Genomic DNA, 16,419 nt, shown 5'->3' on the forward strand with positions numbered 1-16,419 from the left:
TGCCGGCGCAGATTCATGATGCCCCGGACCAAGGACTGTTTTGCCTTTGAACAGGTCTCCTTACGACAAGGACATAGACAGGCCGCTGGGGCTGAAGCCTGACAGGAGCGAGCGCCCGCGCTTCTCCTTCAGGTTCGAGCGCGGTTCGGTGGCGCTGGCGTTGGCCGCCGTCGCAATCCTTGCCACATCCGGGTTCATCGCGCTTCAACCTCAGCCATTCAGGACGCCGCCGCAGGTGGTCGTCTCGACGCCTGCGCAAGCGACAAGCGAAAATGCCAGCCTGCGCGGCGCGCAACTGCGCACCTCCGGCAGTGCTTCGATGAACCCCGAAGGCCCGTCGATCATCCGCGTCAATCCGCCGGTCAGCGACGCGGCCGGCAATGTCGTGATCGTGCGCGATCCGGCAACGCTCGGGCAAGATCCGCGCACTGCGCATCTGCCGGACCGGGCGCTGATCGAAGACAGCGAGATCGGGCCATTGCCGATACGGGGCGAAGACGGACGCCGCCCGTTCGATGCCTATGCACGGCCCTGGTCGGGCGCGCGCGGGGCGCGGGTGGCCATCGTCATCGGCGGGCTCGGCGTGTCGCAGAACGGGACGCAACGCGCCATCGACCAGCTGCCGCCAGAGGTCACGCTGGCATTTGCCAGCGGCGGCAACAGTCTCGACCGCTGGATGCAGGCGGCGCGGCGCGAGGGCCATGAAGTGCTGATGCAGGTGCCGCTGGAGCCGTTCGACTATCCGCAGGTCGATCCGGGTCGCAACACGCTGACGGTGGACGCCAGCGCTGCGGAAAATCGCGAACGGCTGCACTGGGCGCTGTCGCGGATCACCAATTACACCGGCATCATGAATTATATGGGTGCACGTTTCGTCACCGATGACGGCGCGATGACGCCGCTGTTTGGCGAACTGGCGCAGCGCGGGCTGATGTATGTCGATGATGGCTCGCTGGCGCGCAGCCTTGCGCCGCAACTGGCGCAAAGCAGCGGCGTGCCTTTTGCCGCCGCCGACATCGCCATCGACGCCAACCGCGACCGCGGCGCGATCCTTGGCAAGCTTGACGATCTGGAGCGCACCGCGCGCGCCAACGGTTTTGCCGTCGGCGTCGGCGCGGCATTCGACGTGACGGTTGACGCGGTGGCGACATGGGTGCAGGAGGCACAGCGACGCGGGATCGAGATCGTGCCGGTTTCCGCTGTCGCATCCGACCCTGAAAAAGGCTGACATTTCATGGCAAAGACCAAGCATCCCGTCGATCCGCAAACGCTGCCCTATCGCCCCTGCGTCGGTATCATGGTGCTGAACCGCGACGGGCTGGTGTGGGCCGGGCGGCGGATCGCCGAGGAAGACAGCGAAATGGCCGGGACCGACAAATTGTGGCAGATGCCGCAGGGCGGGATCGACAAGGGCGAAGACCCGCTGCCGGCGGCTTTGCGTGAGCTTTACGAAGAGACCGGCATACGCACCGTGTCGCTGCTGGCTGAGGCTCCGGACTGGATCAATTATGACCTGCCGCCGCATCTGGTCGGCATTGCGCTGAAGGGCAAGTTCCGCGGCCAGACGCAGCGCTGGTTCGCCTTCCGCTTCGAGGGCGAGGAAAGCGAAATCGCGATCAACCCGCCGCCGGGCGGGCATGAAGCCGAATTTGACGACTGGGGCTGGAAAGAAATGGACGAGCTGCCGGAGCTGATCGTCCCGTTCAAGCGCGAACTTTACGAGGAAGTCGTCGCGGCGTTCCGGCACTTGGCGGGATAGGCGTCCATCCCCGGGGCAGGCCCGAGGATGGCGCAAGCGGGCGGAAAGCCGCGTGGCTCAGACCAACGTGACGCCGGCTTCGCGCATCTTTTCGGTCATGGTGGCGAGTGAGCCATTGAGGTCGATGGCGCGGCAGGCATCCAGGCGCACGGTGACGGAAAATCCTTCACGCACGGCGTCGAGCGCCGAATAGGCGACGCAAAAATCGGTGGCGATGCCGACGAGGACGAGGTCGTTCAGGCCGCGCTCGCGCAGATAGCCGGCAAGGCCGGTGGGCGTGGTGCGGTCGTTTTCAAAGAATGCCGAATAGGAATCGATGCCGGGACGGTAGCCCTTGCGCACGATCATCTCGGCCTTGTCCCAGACAAGCGCGGGGTGAAACTCGCCGCCATGGCTGCCCTGCACGCAATGGTCGGGCCACAAGGTCTGGGGCCCGTAGGGCATCTCGATCATCTCATAGGCTGCCTTGCCCGGATGGGAGGACGCGAAGCTGGAATGGCCGGCCGGATGCCAGTCCTGGGTCAGGATGACGTGATCGTGATCGGCGATCAGCTGATTGACCAGCGGAATGATGGCGTCGCCATCGGCCACGCCGAGCGCGCCGCCGGGGCAAAAGTCATTCTGAATATCAATGACGACAAGGGCTTTCGTGGTCATAAAAGTTCCTTTCCAACAACGCGAGCGGGTCTACGCGAGAAAGCGGGAAGATGCAAAACCGCAGCTTGTCGGCGCGAAACTTGACGTATTCCGCCTTTCCATAATAGGTAGGCACCTGTTTCGCGCCACGCCAGATTTCGGTTTTCAGCCGGTGCGAATCCGGTTTCTCTTTAATTCCACCCGACAGGACGGCAGGAATGAACATAGCCGCGTCCCCGCACGCCGAACAGACAGCACAATTTCCGATCCCTGCCGGCGTCTACGCCGAGAAGGTGATTTCGGTGACCCATTACACCGATTTCCTGTTCTCGTTCCGCATCACCCGTCCGCAAAGCTTCCGCTTCCGCTCCGGCGAATTCGTGATGATCGGCCTGCCGAATGCGGAAAAGCCGGTGTTCCGGGCCTATTCGATTGCCAGCCCGTCCTGGGACGAGGAAATCGAGTTCTTCTCGATCAAGGTCGCGGATGGTCCGCTGACCCAGCATCTGCAGAAGATCCAGCCGGGCGACACGGTGCTGATGCGCCAGAAGCCGACCGGCACGCTGGTGCTGGATGCGCTGACGCCGGGACGCCGCTTGTGGATGATCGCCACGGGAACAGGTATTGCGCCTTTCGCCAGCCTGATGCGTGACCCGGAAACTTACGAAAAGTTCGAGGATGTGATCCTGACGCATACGACGCGTGAGGTTGCCGAACTGAAATATGGCCTCGATCTTGCGCATGACCTCGTCAACGACCCGCTGATCGGCGAGATGGCGCAGGGACGGTTCCGGCACTATGCGACGACGACGCGCGAAACCTATCCGCAGATGGGCCGCATCACGACGCTGATCGAGAACGGCAAGCTGTTTGCCGATCTGGATGTGCCACCCTTCGATCCGGCTGTGGACCGGGTGATGATCTGTGGCTCGATGGACATGATCCGCGACGTCAAGGCGCTGGTCGAAACCTTCGGCCTGACAGAAGGCGCCAACAACAAGCCGGCAGAGTTCGTCGTCGAGCGCGCTTTCGTCGGCTGACCGACAATTCGGACAATCGCATGGACTTCAAGGCCGCCACGCAAGGGCGGCCTTTTTGCTGTCAGGTCCACTGATGGCGACAAACCCTGTCAAGTTTCATTCGGCCTTCCTTCATTAGCAGATTGTTAAGCGTGTTCGGGCGATGAAGATCGCTTACGCCACGTTATCGGGGTGGGAATCGTACACGAAACTGGGGGGTTCACGTGTCATTCGCAAATCTGAAAATCTCGCGAAAACTTGGACTGGGTTTTGCCGGTGTCGTCGCCGCATTGATGGTGATAAGCGCCGCGATCCTGTGGAACATCCAGCGCCTCGAGCATGCAGTTGAGACAGAAGCGGCGGCGGCACGGGCGATCGACGAGATTGCGGCAGCGGAGTTTCGTCTCGGGCGCCAGGAAAACAGCTATCGTGGCTTCCTCCTGACCAATGAGAAATATTATCTGGAGCGCGTCGACTCTCATCGCGCGGCCTTCGATGGGCATATGCAAAACCTGCGCGAAGGGCAGAATGGCACGGCGGATGAAGCGGCCATTGTGGCGCAGATCGATGCCGCAATCGCTGCGATGGACGTCTGGAAAGCCGATGTCGTCGAGGCTGGCGTGAAATTGATGAAGGACCCGATCATGCGGTTCCGCGCCATCGAGATGGTCGGACGCAACGGCACTGCCGACGGGATCATGGAAGCGGTCGAAACCGCGCTTGCCGGATTGCAGGAAAATGAGCGCGCCAAGGGCGCTGCGGCAACAGCGGCCCGCGAAGCGGCGCAGGCGTTCACCAGCAATGTGGTCTATGCCGGCGTCAGCGGTGCAGTGCTGATTGCGCTGCTGCTCGGCTATTTCCTGTCGCGCATGATCGCGACGCCGATCACCGCGCTCACATCGGTGATGGGCCGCCTTGCAGCGGGCGACAATCTGGTCGAGGTTCCATCGACACAGCGCAAGGACGAGATCGGTGAGATCGCGCAGGCGGTTCTGGTGTTCAAGGAAGCCGCTATTGCTAAGCTCGACCTGGAAACGCAGAGCGAGCACACCCGCCAGGCAACCGAAGCCGAACGCCAGCGCAACGAAGCGGACAAGGCGCGCTCGGCAGAGGGCGACCGGATGGTCATCGAAGGGCTTGCCGGGGGTCTGGCGGCGCTTGCCGCAGGGGATCTGACCCATCGCGTGACGAGCGCCTTCCCGCCCAAGGCCCAGAGCCTGAAGGACGATTTCAACCGAGCCGCCGAACAATTGCAGACCACCATGCTGACAATCGCCTCGGCAATCGGCGGCTTGCGCAACGGCACCGGCGAAGTAAGCCAGGCCGCCGACGATCTGTCGCGTCGCACCGAGCAGCAGGCGGCAAGCCTGGAGGAAACGGCGGCAGCGCTCGACCAGATTACCGCAACCGTGAAGACCACCGCGGATGGCGCATTGCGCGCCTCCGACGTGACGGGGCAGGCCCGTGTCGGCGCAGAGCGCTCGGGCGAGGTGGTCCGGCAGGCGGTCGGCGCGATGGCGCAGATCGAAGCCTCCTCGCAGCAGATCAGCCAGATCATCGGCGTGATCGATGAGATCGCGTTCCAGACCAATCTTCTGGCGCTGAATGCCGGCGTCGAGGCTGCACGTGCCGGCGAGGCCGGCAGAGGCTTTGCCGTGGTGGCGTCGGAAGTGCGCTCGCTGGCGCAGCGCTCGGCGGAAGCGGCAAAGGAGATCAAGGATCTGATCTCGACCTCGACGGCGCAGGTCGGGCAGGGCGTCGATCTTGTCGGCCAGACCGGCACAGCACTGCAGAAGATCGTCACGCAGGTCGGCGAGATCACCGCACTGGTGTCGGAGATCGCCGCATCGGCGCGCGAACAATCGACCGGCCTGGCGGAAGTCAACATGGCGGTCAACCAGATGGATCAGGTGACTCAGCAGAACGCGGCGATGGTCGAGCAGTCGACCGCCGCGAGCCACAATCTGGCGCAGGAAGCCGAGGAGCTGGGCCGGCTGGTGGCGCAGTTCAGACTTGGCAGCTCGGCGGTCAGCGAAAGCGCGCAGATGGGACGCCCATCATCGCCGCAACGTGCCGGCCAGACCGGTGCGACCGCTCTGAAGGTGGTGGCGAAAGGCGGTCAGGCCGCCGCGCTGATGGCGCAGCCTGAAGAAGACAGCTGGGAAGAGTTTTAAAGCCTGTCGCAATCTTGCGGGGTTCGCCTCGCACGCTGCTGTCTTAAGCCCGAAGCCGGTTTGCTCTTTCAAAGGTCGACCGGCTTTATGGCACGGCGCCCGCAAGGCGCGGCGCATTGCGGGCGAACAGCTTTGCTAAACCCCAAATTAACCCAGCTTTGGCTAAATTATGAAGGTCGCGAAGCTGGGGCTGGGGGCTCAGGCGCACCGAAACTTTGACCGAGCGCAAGGCCCGAGGATCCCGGTGACGGTATGCGGCCCTGATGCTCCAGCGTTTGAGGGGACGACATGATGAATACAGCATCCTCATCCGGCCATCGGCAGGAACTGATCGCATTCAAGGTTGGTGACCAGGAGTTCTGCGTCGACATCATGTCGGTGCGGGAAATACGCGGATGGACGCCGGCCACGGCGCTTCCGCATTCGCAGGCATTCATGCGCGGGGTCATCAATCTGCGCGGAACGGTTCTGCCGATCCTCGACCTGTCCGCCTGCCTCGGGCTTGGCTTTGCCGATCCGCAGGCGCGCAGCGTGATCATCGTCGTGCGCAATGGCGAGCAGGAGGCGGGTCTGCTGGTCGATGCGGTGTGCGATATTCTCAGCGTCACCGACGACATGTTGCAGCCGACGCCGAATGTCGCCAGCGACACGGTGAAGTCTTTCGTGCGCGGCATTCTGGCCATTGACGGACGGATGATCGGATTGCTTGGCCTCGAACGAATCCTGCCTGAGACGATGGAGCTGGAAGTCGCATGACAACGGGAATTCGCGCTGCCGCCGGTTTGCGGGGGAAGGCGCTGGTCGATGGTGAATTCCTGTTCACGAACGACGATTTTTCCGCGATCGCGCGGATGCTCTACGAGGACGCCGGCATTGCGCTGACGGAAACCAAGGCATCTCTTGTCTATTCGCGGCTTGCCAAGCGTCTACGCACGCTCGGCATCGAGAGTTTTCGCGACTATTGCAAACTCGTGTCGGGCTCCGAAGGGATCAGCGAACGCCAGAATATGCTGGCCGCGCTGACCACCAACGTGACCCGCTATTTTCGCGAGCCGCATCATTTCGAGCATCTGAAACAGAAGGTGCTGCCCGAACTGATCGCCCGCGCCAAGGCGCGCGGACGGGTGCGGTTCTGGTCTGCCGGCTGCTCGACGGGGCCGGAGCCCTATTCGATTGCGCTGACGATCCTTGATGCGATGCCGGATGCCGCAAACTATGACATCCGCATCCTGGCCACCGACATCGACCCGAATGTGATCGCCACCGGTCGCGCGGCGGTCTATCCCGACGAGGCGATGGAGCCGGTGCCGGCGGCACTGCGCGAGCGCTGGATGGTGCGGGTCAAGGACAAGGGCCGCGACGCGTGGGGCGCAGGCGAGGAAATGCGGCGGCTGGTGTCGTTTCGCGAGCTCAACCTGATGGGTCACTGGCCGATGAAGGGCAAGTTCGACGCCATTTTCTGTCGCAACGTGGTCATCTATTTCGACGAGGCGACCCAGGCGCGCATGTGGAGCCGTTTCGGGCCGCTGCTGAATCCCGGCGGACGCCTTTATGTTGGCCATTCGGAGCGCGTCACCGCCACGGATCTTTTCGAGACCGACGGCCTGACGACCTACCGGCTTCGGGATGGAATTGCATGAGTCACGTCAAGGTTCTGGTCGTCGATGACAGCGCGACGATGCGCAGCCTGATTTCCGCCGTTCTGCGGCAGGATCCCGAAATCACCGTGATCGGGCAGGCGGGCGATCCGCTGGAAGCGCGCGAAGCGATCAAACGTCTCAACCCGGACGTGATCACGCTCGACGTCGAAATGCCCAACATGAACGGGCTCAGCTTCCTTGAAAAGATCATGCGGCTGCGGCCGATGCCGGTGGTGATGGTGTCGACGCTGACGCAGGTTGGCGCGGATGTCAGCCTTGCGGCGCTGGAGCTTGGCGCGTTCGACTGCGTCGGCAAACCGATGGCAGGCGTGCTTGCGGAGCTTGCCTTTGGCGGGCTGGCGACGAAGGTGAAGGCGGCGGCGCGCGCACGCGTGCGGGCCGGCTCGGACCGTGCGCCCAATGAAATGTCAACCAGCACGGAGTTCCGGCCGAATGGACGGGTGATCGCGATCGGCTCGTCGACGGGGGGCGTGGAAGCGCTGTTGTCAGTGCTGTCGGCGTTCCCGGCCAATTGTCCGCCAACGGTGATTACCCAGCACATGCCGGCCTCGTTCACCAAGAGTTTCGCCGAGCGGCTCAACCGCAGCTGCAAGGCGCGTGTCGATGAAGCCAGCGACGGTGCACCTTTGACCGTCGGTCAGATCTATCTTGCACCGGGTGGCGACAACCACCTGCAGGTGGTCGGAAGTCCGACACAGATGCGCTGCCGGCTGCATCCGGGCGAACCGGTCAACGGCCATCGACCGTCGGTCGATGTGCTGTTCGATTCGGTTTCGCGCACCGCAGGCAGCGCGGTTGTCGGCGCAATTCTGACGGGGATGGGGCGCGACGGGGCACAGGGCCTCCTGACCATGCGCAAGGCCGGAGCCGTCACCATCGGCCAGAACGAGTCGACATCGGTGGTTTACGGCATGCCGCGGGTCGCGTTCGAAATCGGCGGTGTCGCAAAGCAGCTGCCGTTGCAGAAGATCGGGGCAGCGCTCATCGACCAGTGCAACCTCGCACGGGAATCCGCGTAATGCGCCGCGCCGGTGGGGCGACGCTGAACCTGCCAGATCCTGCCGCAAGGTTCGTGGACCTGCGGAGCGTCCGATGAGTTCGCGCGCCTATGATTTTGTCGCGCCCGGTTTTTCGGGAAAGCGCATTCATGTCGTGCAGGGCGAACAATGCGTCTCGGATGATCCGGCTACTGTTCTGACGACTATTCTGGGCAGCTGCGTGGCGGCCTGCATCCGCGATCCCATCGCCGGGGTCGGTGGGCTCAATCACTTCCTTTTGCCCGGCGTGCGCGACGACAAGTCGGGCGCATCGGCGCAGCGCCATGGCGTGCACGCGATGGAGCTGCTGGTGAACGCGCTGTTGGCGCGCGGAGCCAAGCGCGAACGTCTGGAAGCCAAGCTGTTCGGCGGTGCGCGGCTGATCGACGGGCTGACCGATGTCGGCCGCCAGAACGCCGAATTTGCCGAGCGATTTCTGGCCGATGAGGGCATTCGCTATCTGGGCGGCAGCCTGCTGGGCGAAAATGGCCGCAAGATCCAGTTCTGGCCGGTTTCGGGACGCGCGCGCCAGTCGCTGATGGAGCGCGAGGCCCAGCAGGTGTTCGACGCCGAGCGCCGTATCAGGCCGGTGGCACCTGTCGAAAGCGACGGATCGGTCGAATTGTTCTGATCGATTGCTGCGAGCCTCGAGGCACCGCATGGTCGATTCAGAACAGGTCGACGTCGCCGGAATCGTGGGCGTGGTGGGCTGTGACTTCGGCGCTGGCGGAGCCGATCGAACGGATTTGCTCGGCCAGCCTGATCTGGCTGGTTGCGGCGCGGGTGTCGACGCGCCAGTCGGCAGACAGCGTCTCGCCGATGGCGCGCAGGAACTCTGCCACCCCCGCAATGCGCTGGGCATTAAGGTCGCCATCCTGCATCGCGCGGACATAATCCTCATCGGCGGATGCGTGGGTCCATGTCGATCGGGCGATGACCGCCTGATTGTGATCGACCCGCCGACCGATCGCGTCCAGCTCGGCCTGTAGCCGAGCCAGAACGATGCCGATCGGTTCGGCATCGTCACCAGGATGTTTCGGGCGGCTGACCATGCCCTTAGTGCAGCTTTCCAACGATGGCTTCCAGCGCGCGACGCAACTGGTCGGTGCTGAACGGCTTCGTCAGATAGTTGTTCAGGCCCAGCTTGCGGCCCTCATCGAGGACGGCCCGGTCAGGGCTTCCGGTGAGGATCATGAACGGCGTGCGTGCGGTCGGCTTGTAGGTGCGGATCGCATGCAGCAGCTGCAGGCCGTTCATCTTCGGCATGTTCATGTCGGAGATGATCAGATGCGATGGCTGGGTCATCATCATCTTCATGGCCTGCTCGCCATCGGCGGCAATCTGGATATTGCGGAACCCGATCGTTTCGAGCGCTTCACGAACAAGAAGTCGGCTGGTGGTGGTGTCGTCGACGACGAGGATTCTTAATTGCGCTAGGAGCGACATTGCTCGGTTCCCTCAATACTGGGCTTAGTTCAGAAGCCCTTGACCCGGCTGATTCTGCGTCAGGACATTGTCCAGCGCGATCAGGCTGATCATGCGGCCTTCGATGGCAATCACGCCCTTCATGAAGGCGCGGGCCAGTTCAGAGGCGACGTTGGGGGTCGCCTGGATTGCCGACGAATTGACCGTCAGAATATCGGATACGGCATCGACCAGAAGACCGATCGTCTGGTTGCCGACCTGGGTGATGATGATGACGTGGCGGGCGCTGGGCTCGGCCGGATCGAAGCCGAGCCGGGCGGCAAGGTCGACCACCGGCAGCACCGCGCCGCGCAGGTTGATGACACCCTTCACATAGTCGGAAGAGTGCGGCAGCGGGGTCGTCGGGGTCCAGCCGCGAATGTCGCGCACGGACATGATGTCGACGCAGAATTCCTGCTCGCCGAGCCGAAATGCGATGAGTTCGCTGCGGGAGGCAACGTCCTGCTCAAAGACCTGGTTCATGCTGCACTCCTTTTGCGGTTGGCGTCGGCGCGCGCCTGATCGGAACGCGAGCCGGCCACGATGGCATCGACATCAAGGATCACGGCGACCCGTCCGTCACCCAGAATGGTGGCTGCGGCAACGCCGAAGACATGGCCGTAATTGGTTTCGAGGCTTTTGATGACGACCTGCTGCTGGCCGATGATGCCATCGACGAGCAGGGCGCATTGCGACTGGTTTTCGGTCTCGACCATTACAGCGACGCTGTTGAGCGGATCGCCTTCCTCGCTGCGATAGCCCAGCACCGCGCCGACATCCAGAAGCGGCAAAAATGCGCCACGGATGGAAATAACGCGCGCATTGTCGCCCAGATTGTGCACGTCCGACGGCTTGGGCTGCAAGGTCTCGACGATGGCCGACAGCGGCACGACGAGCGTCTGGCCTGCGACCGTGACGACCATTCCGTCCAGCACAGCCAGCGTCAGCGGCAGGCTGAGGGTGAAGGTGGTGCCAAGACCGGGACGTGAGGTGATGGTGATGCGACCGCCAAGCGCCTGGATGGAGCGGCGCACGACATCCATGCCGACGCCGCGACCCGACACATCGGAAATCGCATCGGCGGTGGAAAAACCGGGGGCGAAGATCAGGTCGTCGATCTCGGCATCGGTGAGTGCGGCATCTTCCTCGATGATGCCCTTGTTCACCGCGATCTGGCGAACCCTGGCGCGATCGATGCCGGCGCCGTCGTCGGACACTTCAATGACGACCCGTCCCGAACGATGCGCGGCGATCATCCGCACGACGCCCTGTTCAGGCTTGCCCACTTTGATCCGTTCTTCCGGCGTTTCGAGCCCATGGTCGATGGCGTTGCGGATCATGTGCGTAAGCGGGTCGGCAAGCCGTTCGATGACGGTCTTGTCGACTTCGCAATTTTCGCCCTCGGTCAGAAGACGCACCGACTTGCCGGTCATGTCGGCAACTTCGCGCACGACACGCGACATGCGCTGGAAGATCGGGCGCACCGGCTGGGCGCGGATCGCCATCACCGAATCCTGGATTTCGCGCGTCAGCTGCTCAAGATCGTCAAGGCCGACCGCAACATCGGAGAGGCGGGCAATGCCGGCTTCCATGACGCGTTGGGCCAGCATCGACTGGTTGATGACAAGCTCGCCGACCAGGTCGATCAGGCGGTCGACACGGTCGAGATCAACGCGGATGGTCGAGCCGCCTTGCTGCGCCGCAGCTGCTGCTGGTGCGGGTTGCTGGCCAGACGAGCTGGCCGGCTGCGCTGCCTTGACGGGCGCTTCCGGCGCGGGAATGGCTGCGACGGGCTCGATGGGCGCGGCAACGAACGCATCCGCGACAGGGGGGAGGTTCGCGACCGTTTCCTGAGCGGCGACCTGTGCAAGCACGTCGCGCACCGTTTCGGCGGCCTGTTCCTCGTCGATCCCGCTGACGCGGGTCGAAATTTCCAGATCGCAGTCGAATTCGACGAACTCGAAGATCTCGCGCACGGCGGCTTCATCGGCATTGGCGATGCTGATGTTCCAGACGAAATAAGCGCCTTCCGGGTCCAGCTCGCTCAAGGCCGGCAGGTCGGAGCGATCGCACGACACTTCCATCTCGCCGAGGCGGCCCAGCTCGCGCAAGAGGCGCAGCGCGTCGTTGGCCTTGGCATAAAGTTCAGGCTTGGGCCGGAACCTGACGTCGATGACATGCGGGGCGGCGGCATCGGCGGCGATGAATTCATCGAAGTCGATCATGACCGGCGCAAAGCCGAATTCGTCCACGCCGGGTTCGGCAGGCGCTTCGCTGGCAAAGTCGAAGGTGACCGGCGTCGGGGCAAAGCCGAACTCGTCCGGCTCGCCGGGTGCGGCGAGGAAGGGGGCAGGTGCCGCGACCGCCACAGCCTCAGGCGCGTGTCCGCCGGCGCGGGTCAGCTCTTCGGCCATCTGCGCCACGCGGGCATGATCCATATCGCCGCCATCGCGCGAAAAGCGCACCAGATCGGCGAGAATGTCGGCAGAACGCAGCATCAGCTTGATGATCTGCGGCGAGCTGTCGACGGTGCCGCTGCGCATCCCGTCGAGCGTGGTCTCGAAAGTGTGGGCAAAGCGCACCAGTTCGTCCAGACCGAACGCGCCGGCCCCGCCCTTGATCGAGTGGACGGCGCGGAAGACGGCGTTGATCGTTTCAAGGTCGCCTTCTTCGCGCTCGATCGTCAGAAGCCCGTCTTCAAGCTCTGCGAGTTGCTCCTCGCACTCCTGGAAGAAGGTCTGCTTGATGGCTGCCATCGTATCCATGAGACGTCTCTCTTTTTCGCAGGTCAGGCGGCGACGCGGTTGATCGCCGACACGAGCTTGACCGGGTCGAACGGCTTGATGATCCAGCCGCTGGCCCCGGCACGGCGCGCGCGCTCCTTCTTGTCGTCCACGCTTTCGGTGGTCAGCACGAGGATCGGCACGGCGCGATATTTGTCGCTGCCGCGCACCGCCTCGATGAAGCCGAAGCCATCCATGCGCGGCATGTTGATGTCGGTGATGATGACGTCGGGAGTGCAGCTTTCCAGCACCTCAAGGCCGTGCACGCCATCTTCGGCCTGAAACACTTCCATGCCGGCATCGACAAGCGCGGCCTTCAACATTTCGCGGATCGTCCGCGAATCATCAACGGTCAGGATGGTCATGGCCATGAGTCAGTGATTCCTTGACGAAAAATCAGACAGGTCGAGCCCTGCAAGCCGAACTGCATCGGAAAACGGAGCGGAAGGTGCGCTGAGGGTGAAATCGGCGCCGTCGGCGTGCCAGGTCGCTGCCGCCGACAGCAGAACCTGGAGGCATTGAGCCCCCACGCGCTCGATCTGCGACGCGTCGATGGCGACATCCCTGCCACGCAACGCCAGCAGTTCTGTTGCCAGCGGAATGGCAGCCTTGATGTCGAGCTCGGATGGAAGCGTCATGCTTCCGGCGGCGGCGATCCCCATTGCCCCTCTCCCTTAAAACTCTTCCCAGTCATTGGTGTCCGCAACAGCCGCCATGGCGAGCGCGTTGGCACCGACGCTTCGCACGGCGGTTGCGCGCTGCACGGCGGGTTTTGGCTCGCGAGACGGGGCAGCTGCAGAAGCGTGGCGCGGGCCGGCATCCAGCACGAATGCGGTGACGCCTTCAGCCAGGGTGTTGGCCTCGCTGCGCAGCGAATGAACCGCAGCCGTCGTCTGCTCGACCATCGCCGCATTCTGCTGCGTGCCCTGGTCCATTTCGCTGACCGCCTTGTTGATGTCGCTCAGGCCCTGCGATTGCTCGCGCGACGAGGACGCGATGCCGGCGACGAGCTGGTCGATTTCGATGACGCTGTTGATGATGCGTTCCGACACTTCGCCGGTCTCGGCCATCAGCTTGACGCCCTGCTCGACCTGGTTCGAACTGGTCGAGATCAGGGTCTTGATCTGCTTGGCAGCTTCTGCCGAACGCTGGGCCAGCGCCCGCACCTCGGAGGCGACCACGGCAAAGCCACGTCCGGCATCGCCGGCACGGGCGGCCTCGACGCCGGCATTGAGCGCGAGCAGGTTGGTCTGGAACGCGATCTCGTCGATGACGCCGATGATCTGCGAAATCTCCTGCGACGACTGGGCGATCTCGCTGATGGCGCGGACGGCGTTCTGGACAATCTCGCCGGAATGGTTGGCTTCGTTGCGGGTCGAGACGACCTTCGCCGCGGCCTGGGAGGCACCGTCGGCGGCGCTGCGCACGCTCTGCGTCAGCTGGTTCAAAGCGGCGGCGGTCTGTTCGAGACGCATCGCCTGATGTTCGGTGCGGCGCGACAGGTCGTCGGCAGCGCGACCGACCTCTTCAGAGCTGGAGCCGATGCTGTCGGCTGAGGTGGCAACGTCGCGCAAGGTGCGGGCGAGTGCCTCGGCAGTATGATTGAAGTCGACCTCCAGCTGCCTGAATTCGGGCGGCAGACCCTCCAGGCGGGTCGACAAATCGCCCTCCGCGATCCTCGACAGAGCGACCGTGATGGAGGCGATGGCTTGAGTGCGACGCTGATCGGCTTCGGCATTGGCGGCTTCGATCTGGTGACGACGCGCCTCGAGCGCCTCAAGGTAGGTCGAGATCGCCAGATCCATGTCGAGCATGATCGCCTTGACCAGCGCGGAAATCGACGCACCCATGGTTTCAGGCGTGCTGGCGCGAGAAAGAAGGCGCGGCCACTGCTCCTTGATCACGGCCTTGACGAGTTGCTCGGCGACCAGCGCATAGCCGCCGATATACCAGGTCGGTTCCAGTCCGATACGGGCGTGGACATTGCCGATGTTGCGGACTGCGGCCTCGTAGCTCTCACCGTAACTGGCCTCGGCGATGCCGGTCCAATGGGTTTCCTGACGGCTCTTGGCGCTGCCAATCTGGGCTTCGGACGAAAAGAATGCAGCGGTCTGAGGAACAGCGCGGACTTTGTCGTAGAACACCGCCAGTGCAGGACCGATGTTGCGCTCCAGCGAGGGCTTCAGTTCGCGCAGCTTTTGGCGCGCGGCGTCGTCCATACCAATAAAATTCAGACGGTCTTCGAGGGAGACCGATTTCGCAGCTGAGGCGACCATCGACAGATTCCCGAACCGCAGGGGATGCGGCCATGCACTGGATCAGAAAAGGCTGTACATTCCGGTCGTGCCGGATCGGTAGCGCGGCATCATGCCTTTGGTGACCCCCACCAAGCTCCACCTGTCACACTAGGTGGCATAGGTTTCGGCCGTCTTAACGGGAAGGGATTTTGCAGGGGGGCGGCTGTGGACAGCGGGCAGTCGCGGCAGACGGAAACGCCATCGTTTAATGGCGTTTCCAGGGTCGCACGGACGGGATCAGGCGTTCTGGGCCGCGACGATGATGATCTCGACCTTGTACTTGTCAGCGGCCAGACGGGATTCGCCGGTGGCGCGGGCAGGCGTGTTGCCGGCGGGCACCCAGGCGTCCCATGCCGCGTTCATCTCAGCGAAGTCGCTCATGTCGGCCAGCCAGATCTGCGCCGACAGGATGCGCTCCTTCGAGGAGTTGCTCAGCGCCAGCAGGCGGTCGATCTGGGCAAGGATTGCCTCAGTCTGTGCCTTGACGGTGTCGCCTTCGCCAATCTGGCCAGCAAGGTAGACGACGCCGTTGTGGATGTTGGCCTGGCTCATGCGCGGGCCGATTTCGTGGCGGACAATGTCCATGAGTGCTCCTTTGGTTGAAAGTTGGAATGTTGTATGGGCTTCGCCGACCCGCAGCAATGGCTCAGGCAAACACCGCGCGTTCGGCCTCGACCGTGGCGGCGATGAAGGATGAGACGACCTGAACGCGGCGCAAGGGTCGCACCGTTTCGTGGTAGACCAGCCAGTAGGCGCGCCGGATCGGCGGGGCGACCGGCAGCAGAACCAGATCGTCGTGCACCCGCGCAATATAGGAATGGAGAATGCCGATTCCCGCGCCGGAACGGACCGCCTCGACCTGACCAAGCGCCGACGAGACGGCGAAATTGGCCTGCCAGTCGGGCATGATCTCCGGCCCGTAGTCGAGTGACAGGCTGATCAGCAGGTCGGCGACATAGCCGATGAGGCGGTGGCGTTTGAGGTCGGCGATGCTCTGCGGAACGCCGTTGCGTTTGAGGTAGTCCCTCGAAGCGTAGAGCGACAGCGAATAGTCGACCAGCTTGCCGGCAATCAGGCGGCCTTCGGTCGGTCGCTCGACAGTGATCGCGATGTCGGCCTCGCGCCGCGACAGCGAGAAGGATCGCGGCACCGGCACCAGCTGGATCGCCAGATCGGGATATTGCTCGGTCAGCACACCGAGCCGCGACGCAAGGAAGGAAACGCCGAAGCCATCAGGCGCTCCGATCCGCACGACGCCGGAAATCTCGTCGCCTTCACCGACGATCTCGGCGCGGGCCGCGATCATGTCGGCTTCGATGCGTTCGGCGACGCTGAGAAAGCGCTCGCCCTCGGTGGTCAGCTCCGAGCCGGTGGTGAGGCGGCGGAACAGCTTGGCGCCGAGCGCGCGCTCAAGCGCGGCAATCCGGCGTGACACCGTGGCGTGGTTCAGTTCAAGCCGCCGCGCCGCCCCCAGAATCTGACCCGCACGCGCTACGGCGAGAAAAATGCGAACATCGTCCCAGTTCATCAGCGGCTCCCGATTGCGTATTTGCAGCAAATGATGATCTGAACTGAAAGTCCATCTATTT

The 16,419-nt window shown here is 63.4% G+C and carries 19 protein-coding genes; 8 read left to right on the forward strand and 11 right to left on the reverse strand.

Annotation, left to right across the window (positions count from 1 at the left end; all coding sequences use genetic code 11):
* Positions 1-46 precede the first annotated feature (46 nt).
* Both BMZ42_RS03705 and BMZ42_RS03710 read left to right on the forward strand, forming a co-directional pair.
* A complete protein-coding gene (locus BMZ42_RS03705) occupies positions 47-1,228 on the forward strand; it encodes a divergent polysaccharide deacetylase family protein (RefSeq protein WP_091518765.1) in 1,182 nt (393 codons plus the stop codon).
* Between the two features lie 6 nt (positions 1,229-1,234).
* Entirely contained in the window at positions 1,235-1,759 is a 525-nt protein-coding gene (locus BMZ42_RS03710; RefSeq protein WP_091518768.1) for an RNA pyrophosphohydrolase, read from the forward strand.
* Between the two features lie 57 nt (positions 1,760-1,816).
* Here BMZ42_RS03710 and pncA read toward each other — a convergent pair whose 3' ends face one another.
* Both pncA and BMZ42_RS17725 read right to left on the reverse strand, forming a co-directional pair.
* Complete coding sequence (pncA, locus tag BMZ42_RS03715) at positions 1,817-2,416, reverse strand: bifunctional nicotinamidase/pyrazinamidase (RefSeq protein ID WP_091518770.1); 600 nt, start codon at positions 2,414-2,416, stop codon at positions 1,817-1,819.
* Positions 2,388-2,621, reverse strand: a complete 234-nt coding sequence (locus tag BMZ42_RS17725) for a hypothetical protein (protein WP_139207831.1) — start codon at positions 2,619-2,621, stop codon at positions 2,388-2,390. The genes pncA and BMZ42_RS17725 overlap by 29 nt, the downstream gene beginning before the upstream one ends.
* Here BMZ42_RS17725 and BMZ42_RS03720 point away from each other — a divergent pair.
* From BMZ42_RS03720 to BMZ42_RS03745, 6 genes are all read left to right on the forward strand, one after another.
* Positions 2,614-3,435, forward strand: a complete 822-nt coding sequence (locus BMZ42_RS03720; protein ID WP_091518773.1) for a ferredoxin--NADP reductase — start codon at positions 2,614-2,616, stop codon at positions 3,433-3,435. The two genes, BMZ42_RS17725 and BMZ42_RS03720, sit on opposite strands and share 8 nt — an antisense overlap.
* Before the next feature lie 203 nt (positions 3,436-3,638).
* Positions 3,639-5,588, forward strand: a complete 1,950-nt coding sequence (locus BMZ42_RS03725) for a methyl-accepting chemotaxis protein (RefSeq protein ID WP_210185199.1) — start codon at positions 3,639-3,641, stop codon at positions 5,586-5,588.
* Between the two features lie 288 nt (positions 5,589-5,876).
* Positions 5,877-6,344, forward strand: a complete 468-nt coding sequence (locus BMZ42_RS03730) for a chemotaxis protein CheW (RefSeq protein WP_091518774.1) — start codon at positions 5,877-5,879, stop codon at positions 6,342-6,344.
* On the forward strand, positions 6,341-7,228 hold the full coding sequence (locus BMZ42_RS03735; RefSeq protein ID WP_091518777.1) for a CheR family methyltransferase: 888 nt from the start codon (positions 6,341-6,343) through the stop codon (positions 7,226-7,228). The genes BMZ42_RS03730 and BMZ42_RS03735 overlap by 4 nt, the downstream gene beginning before the upstream one ends.
* On the forward strand, positions 7,225-8,268 hold the full coding sequence (locus tag BMZ42_RS03740) for a protein-glutamate methylesterase/protein-glutamine glutaminase (protein WP_091518778.1): 1,044 nt from the start codon (positions 7,225-7,227) through the stop codon (positions 8,266-8,268). Before BMZ42_RS03735 ends, BMZ42_RS03740 begins: the two co-directional genes overlap by 4 nt.
* 73 nt (positions 8,269-8,341) lie before the next feature.
* Positions 8,342-8,917, forward strand: a complete 576-nt coding sequence (locus BMZ42_RS03745; RefSeq protein WP_091518781.1) for a chemotaxis protein CheD — start codon at positions 8,342-8,344, stop codon at positions 8,915-8,917.
* A gap of 37 nt (positions 8,918-8,954) precedes the next feature.
* Here BMZ42_RS03745 and BMZ42_RS03750 read toward each other — a convergent pair whose 3' ends face one another.
* The 9 genes from BMZ42_RS03750 to BMZ42_RS03790 all read right to left on the reverse strand — a co-directional run bounded on the left by BMZ42_RS03750 (position 8,955) and on the right by BMZ42_RS03790 (position 16,358).
* A complete protein-coding gene (locus BMZ42_RS03750; protein WP_139207832.1) occupies positions 8,955-9,359 on the reverse strand; it encodes a hypothetical protein in 405 nt (134 codons plus the stop codon).
* A complete protein-coding gene (locus BMZ42_RS03755; RefSeq protein WP_091518785.1) occupies positions 9,343-9,732 on the reverse strand; it encodes a response regulator in 390 nt (129 codons plus the stop codon). The genes BMZ42_RS03750 and BMZ42_RS03755 overlap by 17 nt, the downstream gene beginning before the upstream one ends.
* Before the next feature lie 24 nt (positions 9,733-9,756).
* Positions 9,757-10,233 (reverse strand): chemotaxis protein CheW, encoded by a 477-nt coding sequence (locus BMZ42_RS03760; RefSeq protein WP_091518786.1) that lies wholly within the window; start codon positions 10,231-10,233, stop codon positions 9,757-9,759.
* Positions 10,230-12,515, reverse strand: coding sequence for a chemotaxis protein CheA (locus BMZ42_RS03765; RefSeq protein WP_091518789.1), 2,286 nt, complete (start codon positions 12,513-12,515; stop codon positions 10,230-10,232). The genes BMZ42_RS03760 and BMZ42_RS03765 overlap by 4 nt, the downstream gene beginning before the upstream one ends.
* A gap of 23 nt (positions 12,516-12,538) precedes the next feature.
* Positions 12,539-12,904 (reverse strand): response regulator, encoded by a 366-nt coding sequence (locus BMZ42_RS03770; RefSeq protein ID WP_091518792.1) that lies wholly within the window; start codon positions 12,902-12,904, stop codon positions 12,539-12,541.
* A gap of 3 nt (positions 12,905-12,907) precedes the next feature.
* Positions 12,908-13,195 (reverse strand): STAS domain-containing protein, encoded by a 288-nt coding sequence (locus BMZ42_RS03775; protein WP_091518794.1) that lies wholly within the window; start codon positions 13,193-13,195, stop codon positions 12,908-12,910.
* 12 nt (positions 13,196-13,207) lie between these two features.
* A complete protein-coding gene (locus tag BMZ42_RS03780; RefSeq protein ID WP_091518796.1) occupies positions 13,208-14,809 on the reverse strand; it encodes a methyl-accepting chemotaxis protein in 1,602 nt (533 codons plus the stop codon).
* A gap of 258 nt (positions 14,810-15,067) precedes the next feature.
* A complete protein-coding gene (locus BMZ42_RS03785) occupies positions 15,068-15,415 on the reverse strand; it encodes a RidA family protein (RefSeq protein WP_091518799.1) in 348 nt (115 codons plus the stop codon).
* A 61-nt stretch (positions 15,416-15,476) separates the two neighbouring features.
* Complete coding sequence (locus BMZ42_RS03790) at positions 15,477-16,358, reverse strand: LysR family transcriptional regulator (RefSeq protein WP_091518802.1); 882 nt, start codon at positions 16,356-16,358, stop codon at positions 15,477-15,479.
* Positions 16,359-16,419 lie beyond the last annotated feature (61 nt).

It is taken from the genome of Aquamicrobium aerolatum DSM 21857 (genome assembly GCF_900113935.1).
GTDB lineage: Bacteria > Pseudomonadota > Alphaproteobacteria > Rhizobiales > Rhizobiaceae > Aerobium > Aerobium aerolatum.

Coding starts and splice junctions, on each gene's coding strand:
- BMZ42_RS03710 (WP_091518768.1), top strand. CDS start 1,235: ATGGCAAAGACCAAGCATCCCGTCGATCCGCAAACGCTGCCCTATCGC.
- pncA (WP_091518770.1), bottom strand. CDS start 2,416: ATGACCACGAAAGCCCTTGTCGTCATTGATATTCAGAATGACTTTTGC.
- BMZ42_RS03720 (WP_091518773.1), top strand. CDS start 2,614: ATGAACATAGCCGCGTCCCCGCACGCCGAACAGACAGCACAATTTCCG.
- BMZ42_RS17725 (WP_139207831.1), bottom strand. CDS start 2,621: ATGTTCATTCCTGCCGTCCTGTCGGGTGGAATTAAAGAGAAACCGGAT.
- BMZ42_RS03730 (WP_091518774.1), top strand. CDS start 5,877: ATGATGAATACAGCATCCTCATCCGGCCATCGGCAGGAACTGATCGCA.
- BMZ42_RS03735 (WP_091518777.1), top strand. CDS start 6,341: ATGACAACGGGAATTCGCGCTGCCGCCGGTTTGCGGGGGAAGGCGCTG.
- BMZ42_RS03740 (WP_091518778.1), top strand. CDS start 7,225: ATGAGTCACGTCAAGGTTCTGGTCGTCGATGACAGCGCGACGATGCGC.
- BMZ42_RS03745 (WP_091518781.1), top strand. CDS start 8,342: ATGAGTTCGCGCGCCTATGATTTTGTCGCGCCCGGTTTTTCGGGAAAG.
- BMZ42_RS03755 (WP_091518785.1), bottom strand. CDS start 9,732: ATGTCGCTCCTAGCGCAATTAAGAATCCTCGTCGTCGACGACACCACC.
- BMZ42_RS03760 (WP_091518786.1), bottom strand. CDS start 10,233: ATGAACCAGGTCTTTGAGCAGGACGTTGCCTCCCGCAGCGAACTCATC.
- BMZ42_RS03765 (WP_091518789.1), bottom strand. CDS start 12,515: ATGGATACGATGGCAGCCATCAAGCAGACCTTCTTCCAGGAGTGCGAG.
- BMZ42_RS03770 (WP_091518792.1), bottom strand. CDS start 12,904: ATGGCCATGACCATCCTGACCGTTGATGATTCGCGGACGATCCGCGAA.
- BMZ42_RS03775 (WP_091518794.1), bottom strand. CDS start 13,195: ATGGGGATCGCCGCCGCCGGAAGCATGACGCTTCCATCCGAGCTCGAC.
- BMZ42_RS03780 (WP_091518796.1), bottom strand. CDS start 14,809: ATGGTCGCCTCAGCTGCGAAATCGGTCTCCCTCGAAGACCGTCTGAAT.
- BMZ42_RS03785 (WP_091518799.1), bottom strand. CDS start 15,415: ATGGACATTGTCCGCCACGAAATCGGCCCGCGCATGAGCCAGGCCAAC.
- BMZ42_RS03790 (WP_091518802.1), bottom strand. CDS start 16,358: ATGAACTGGGACGATGTTCGCATTTTTCTCGCCGTAGCGCGTGCGGGT.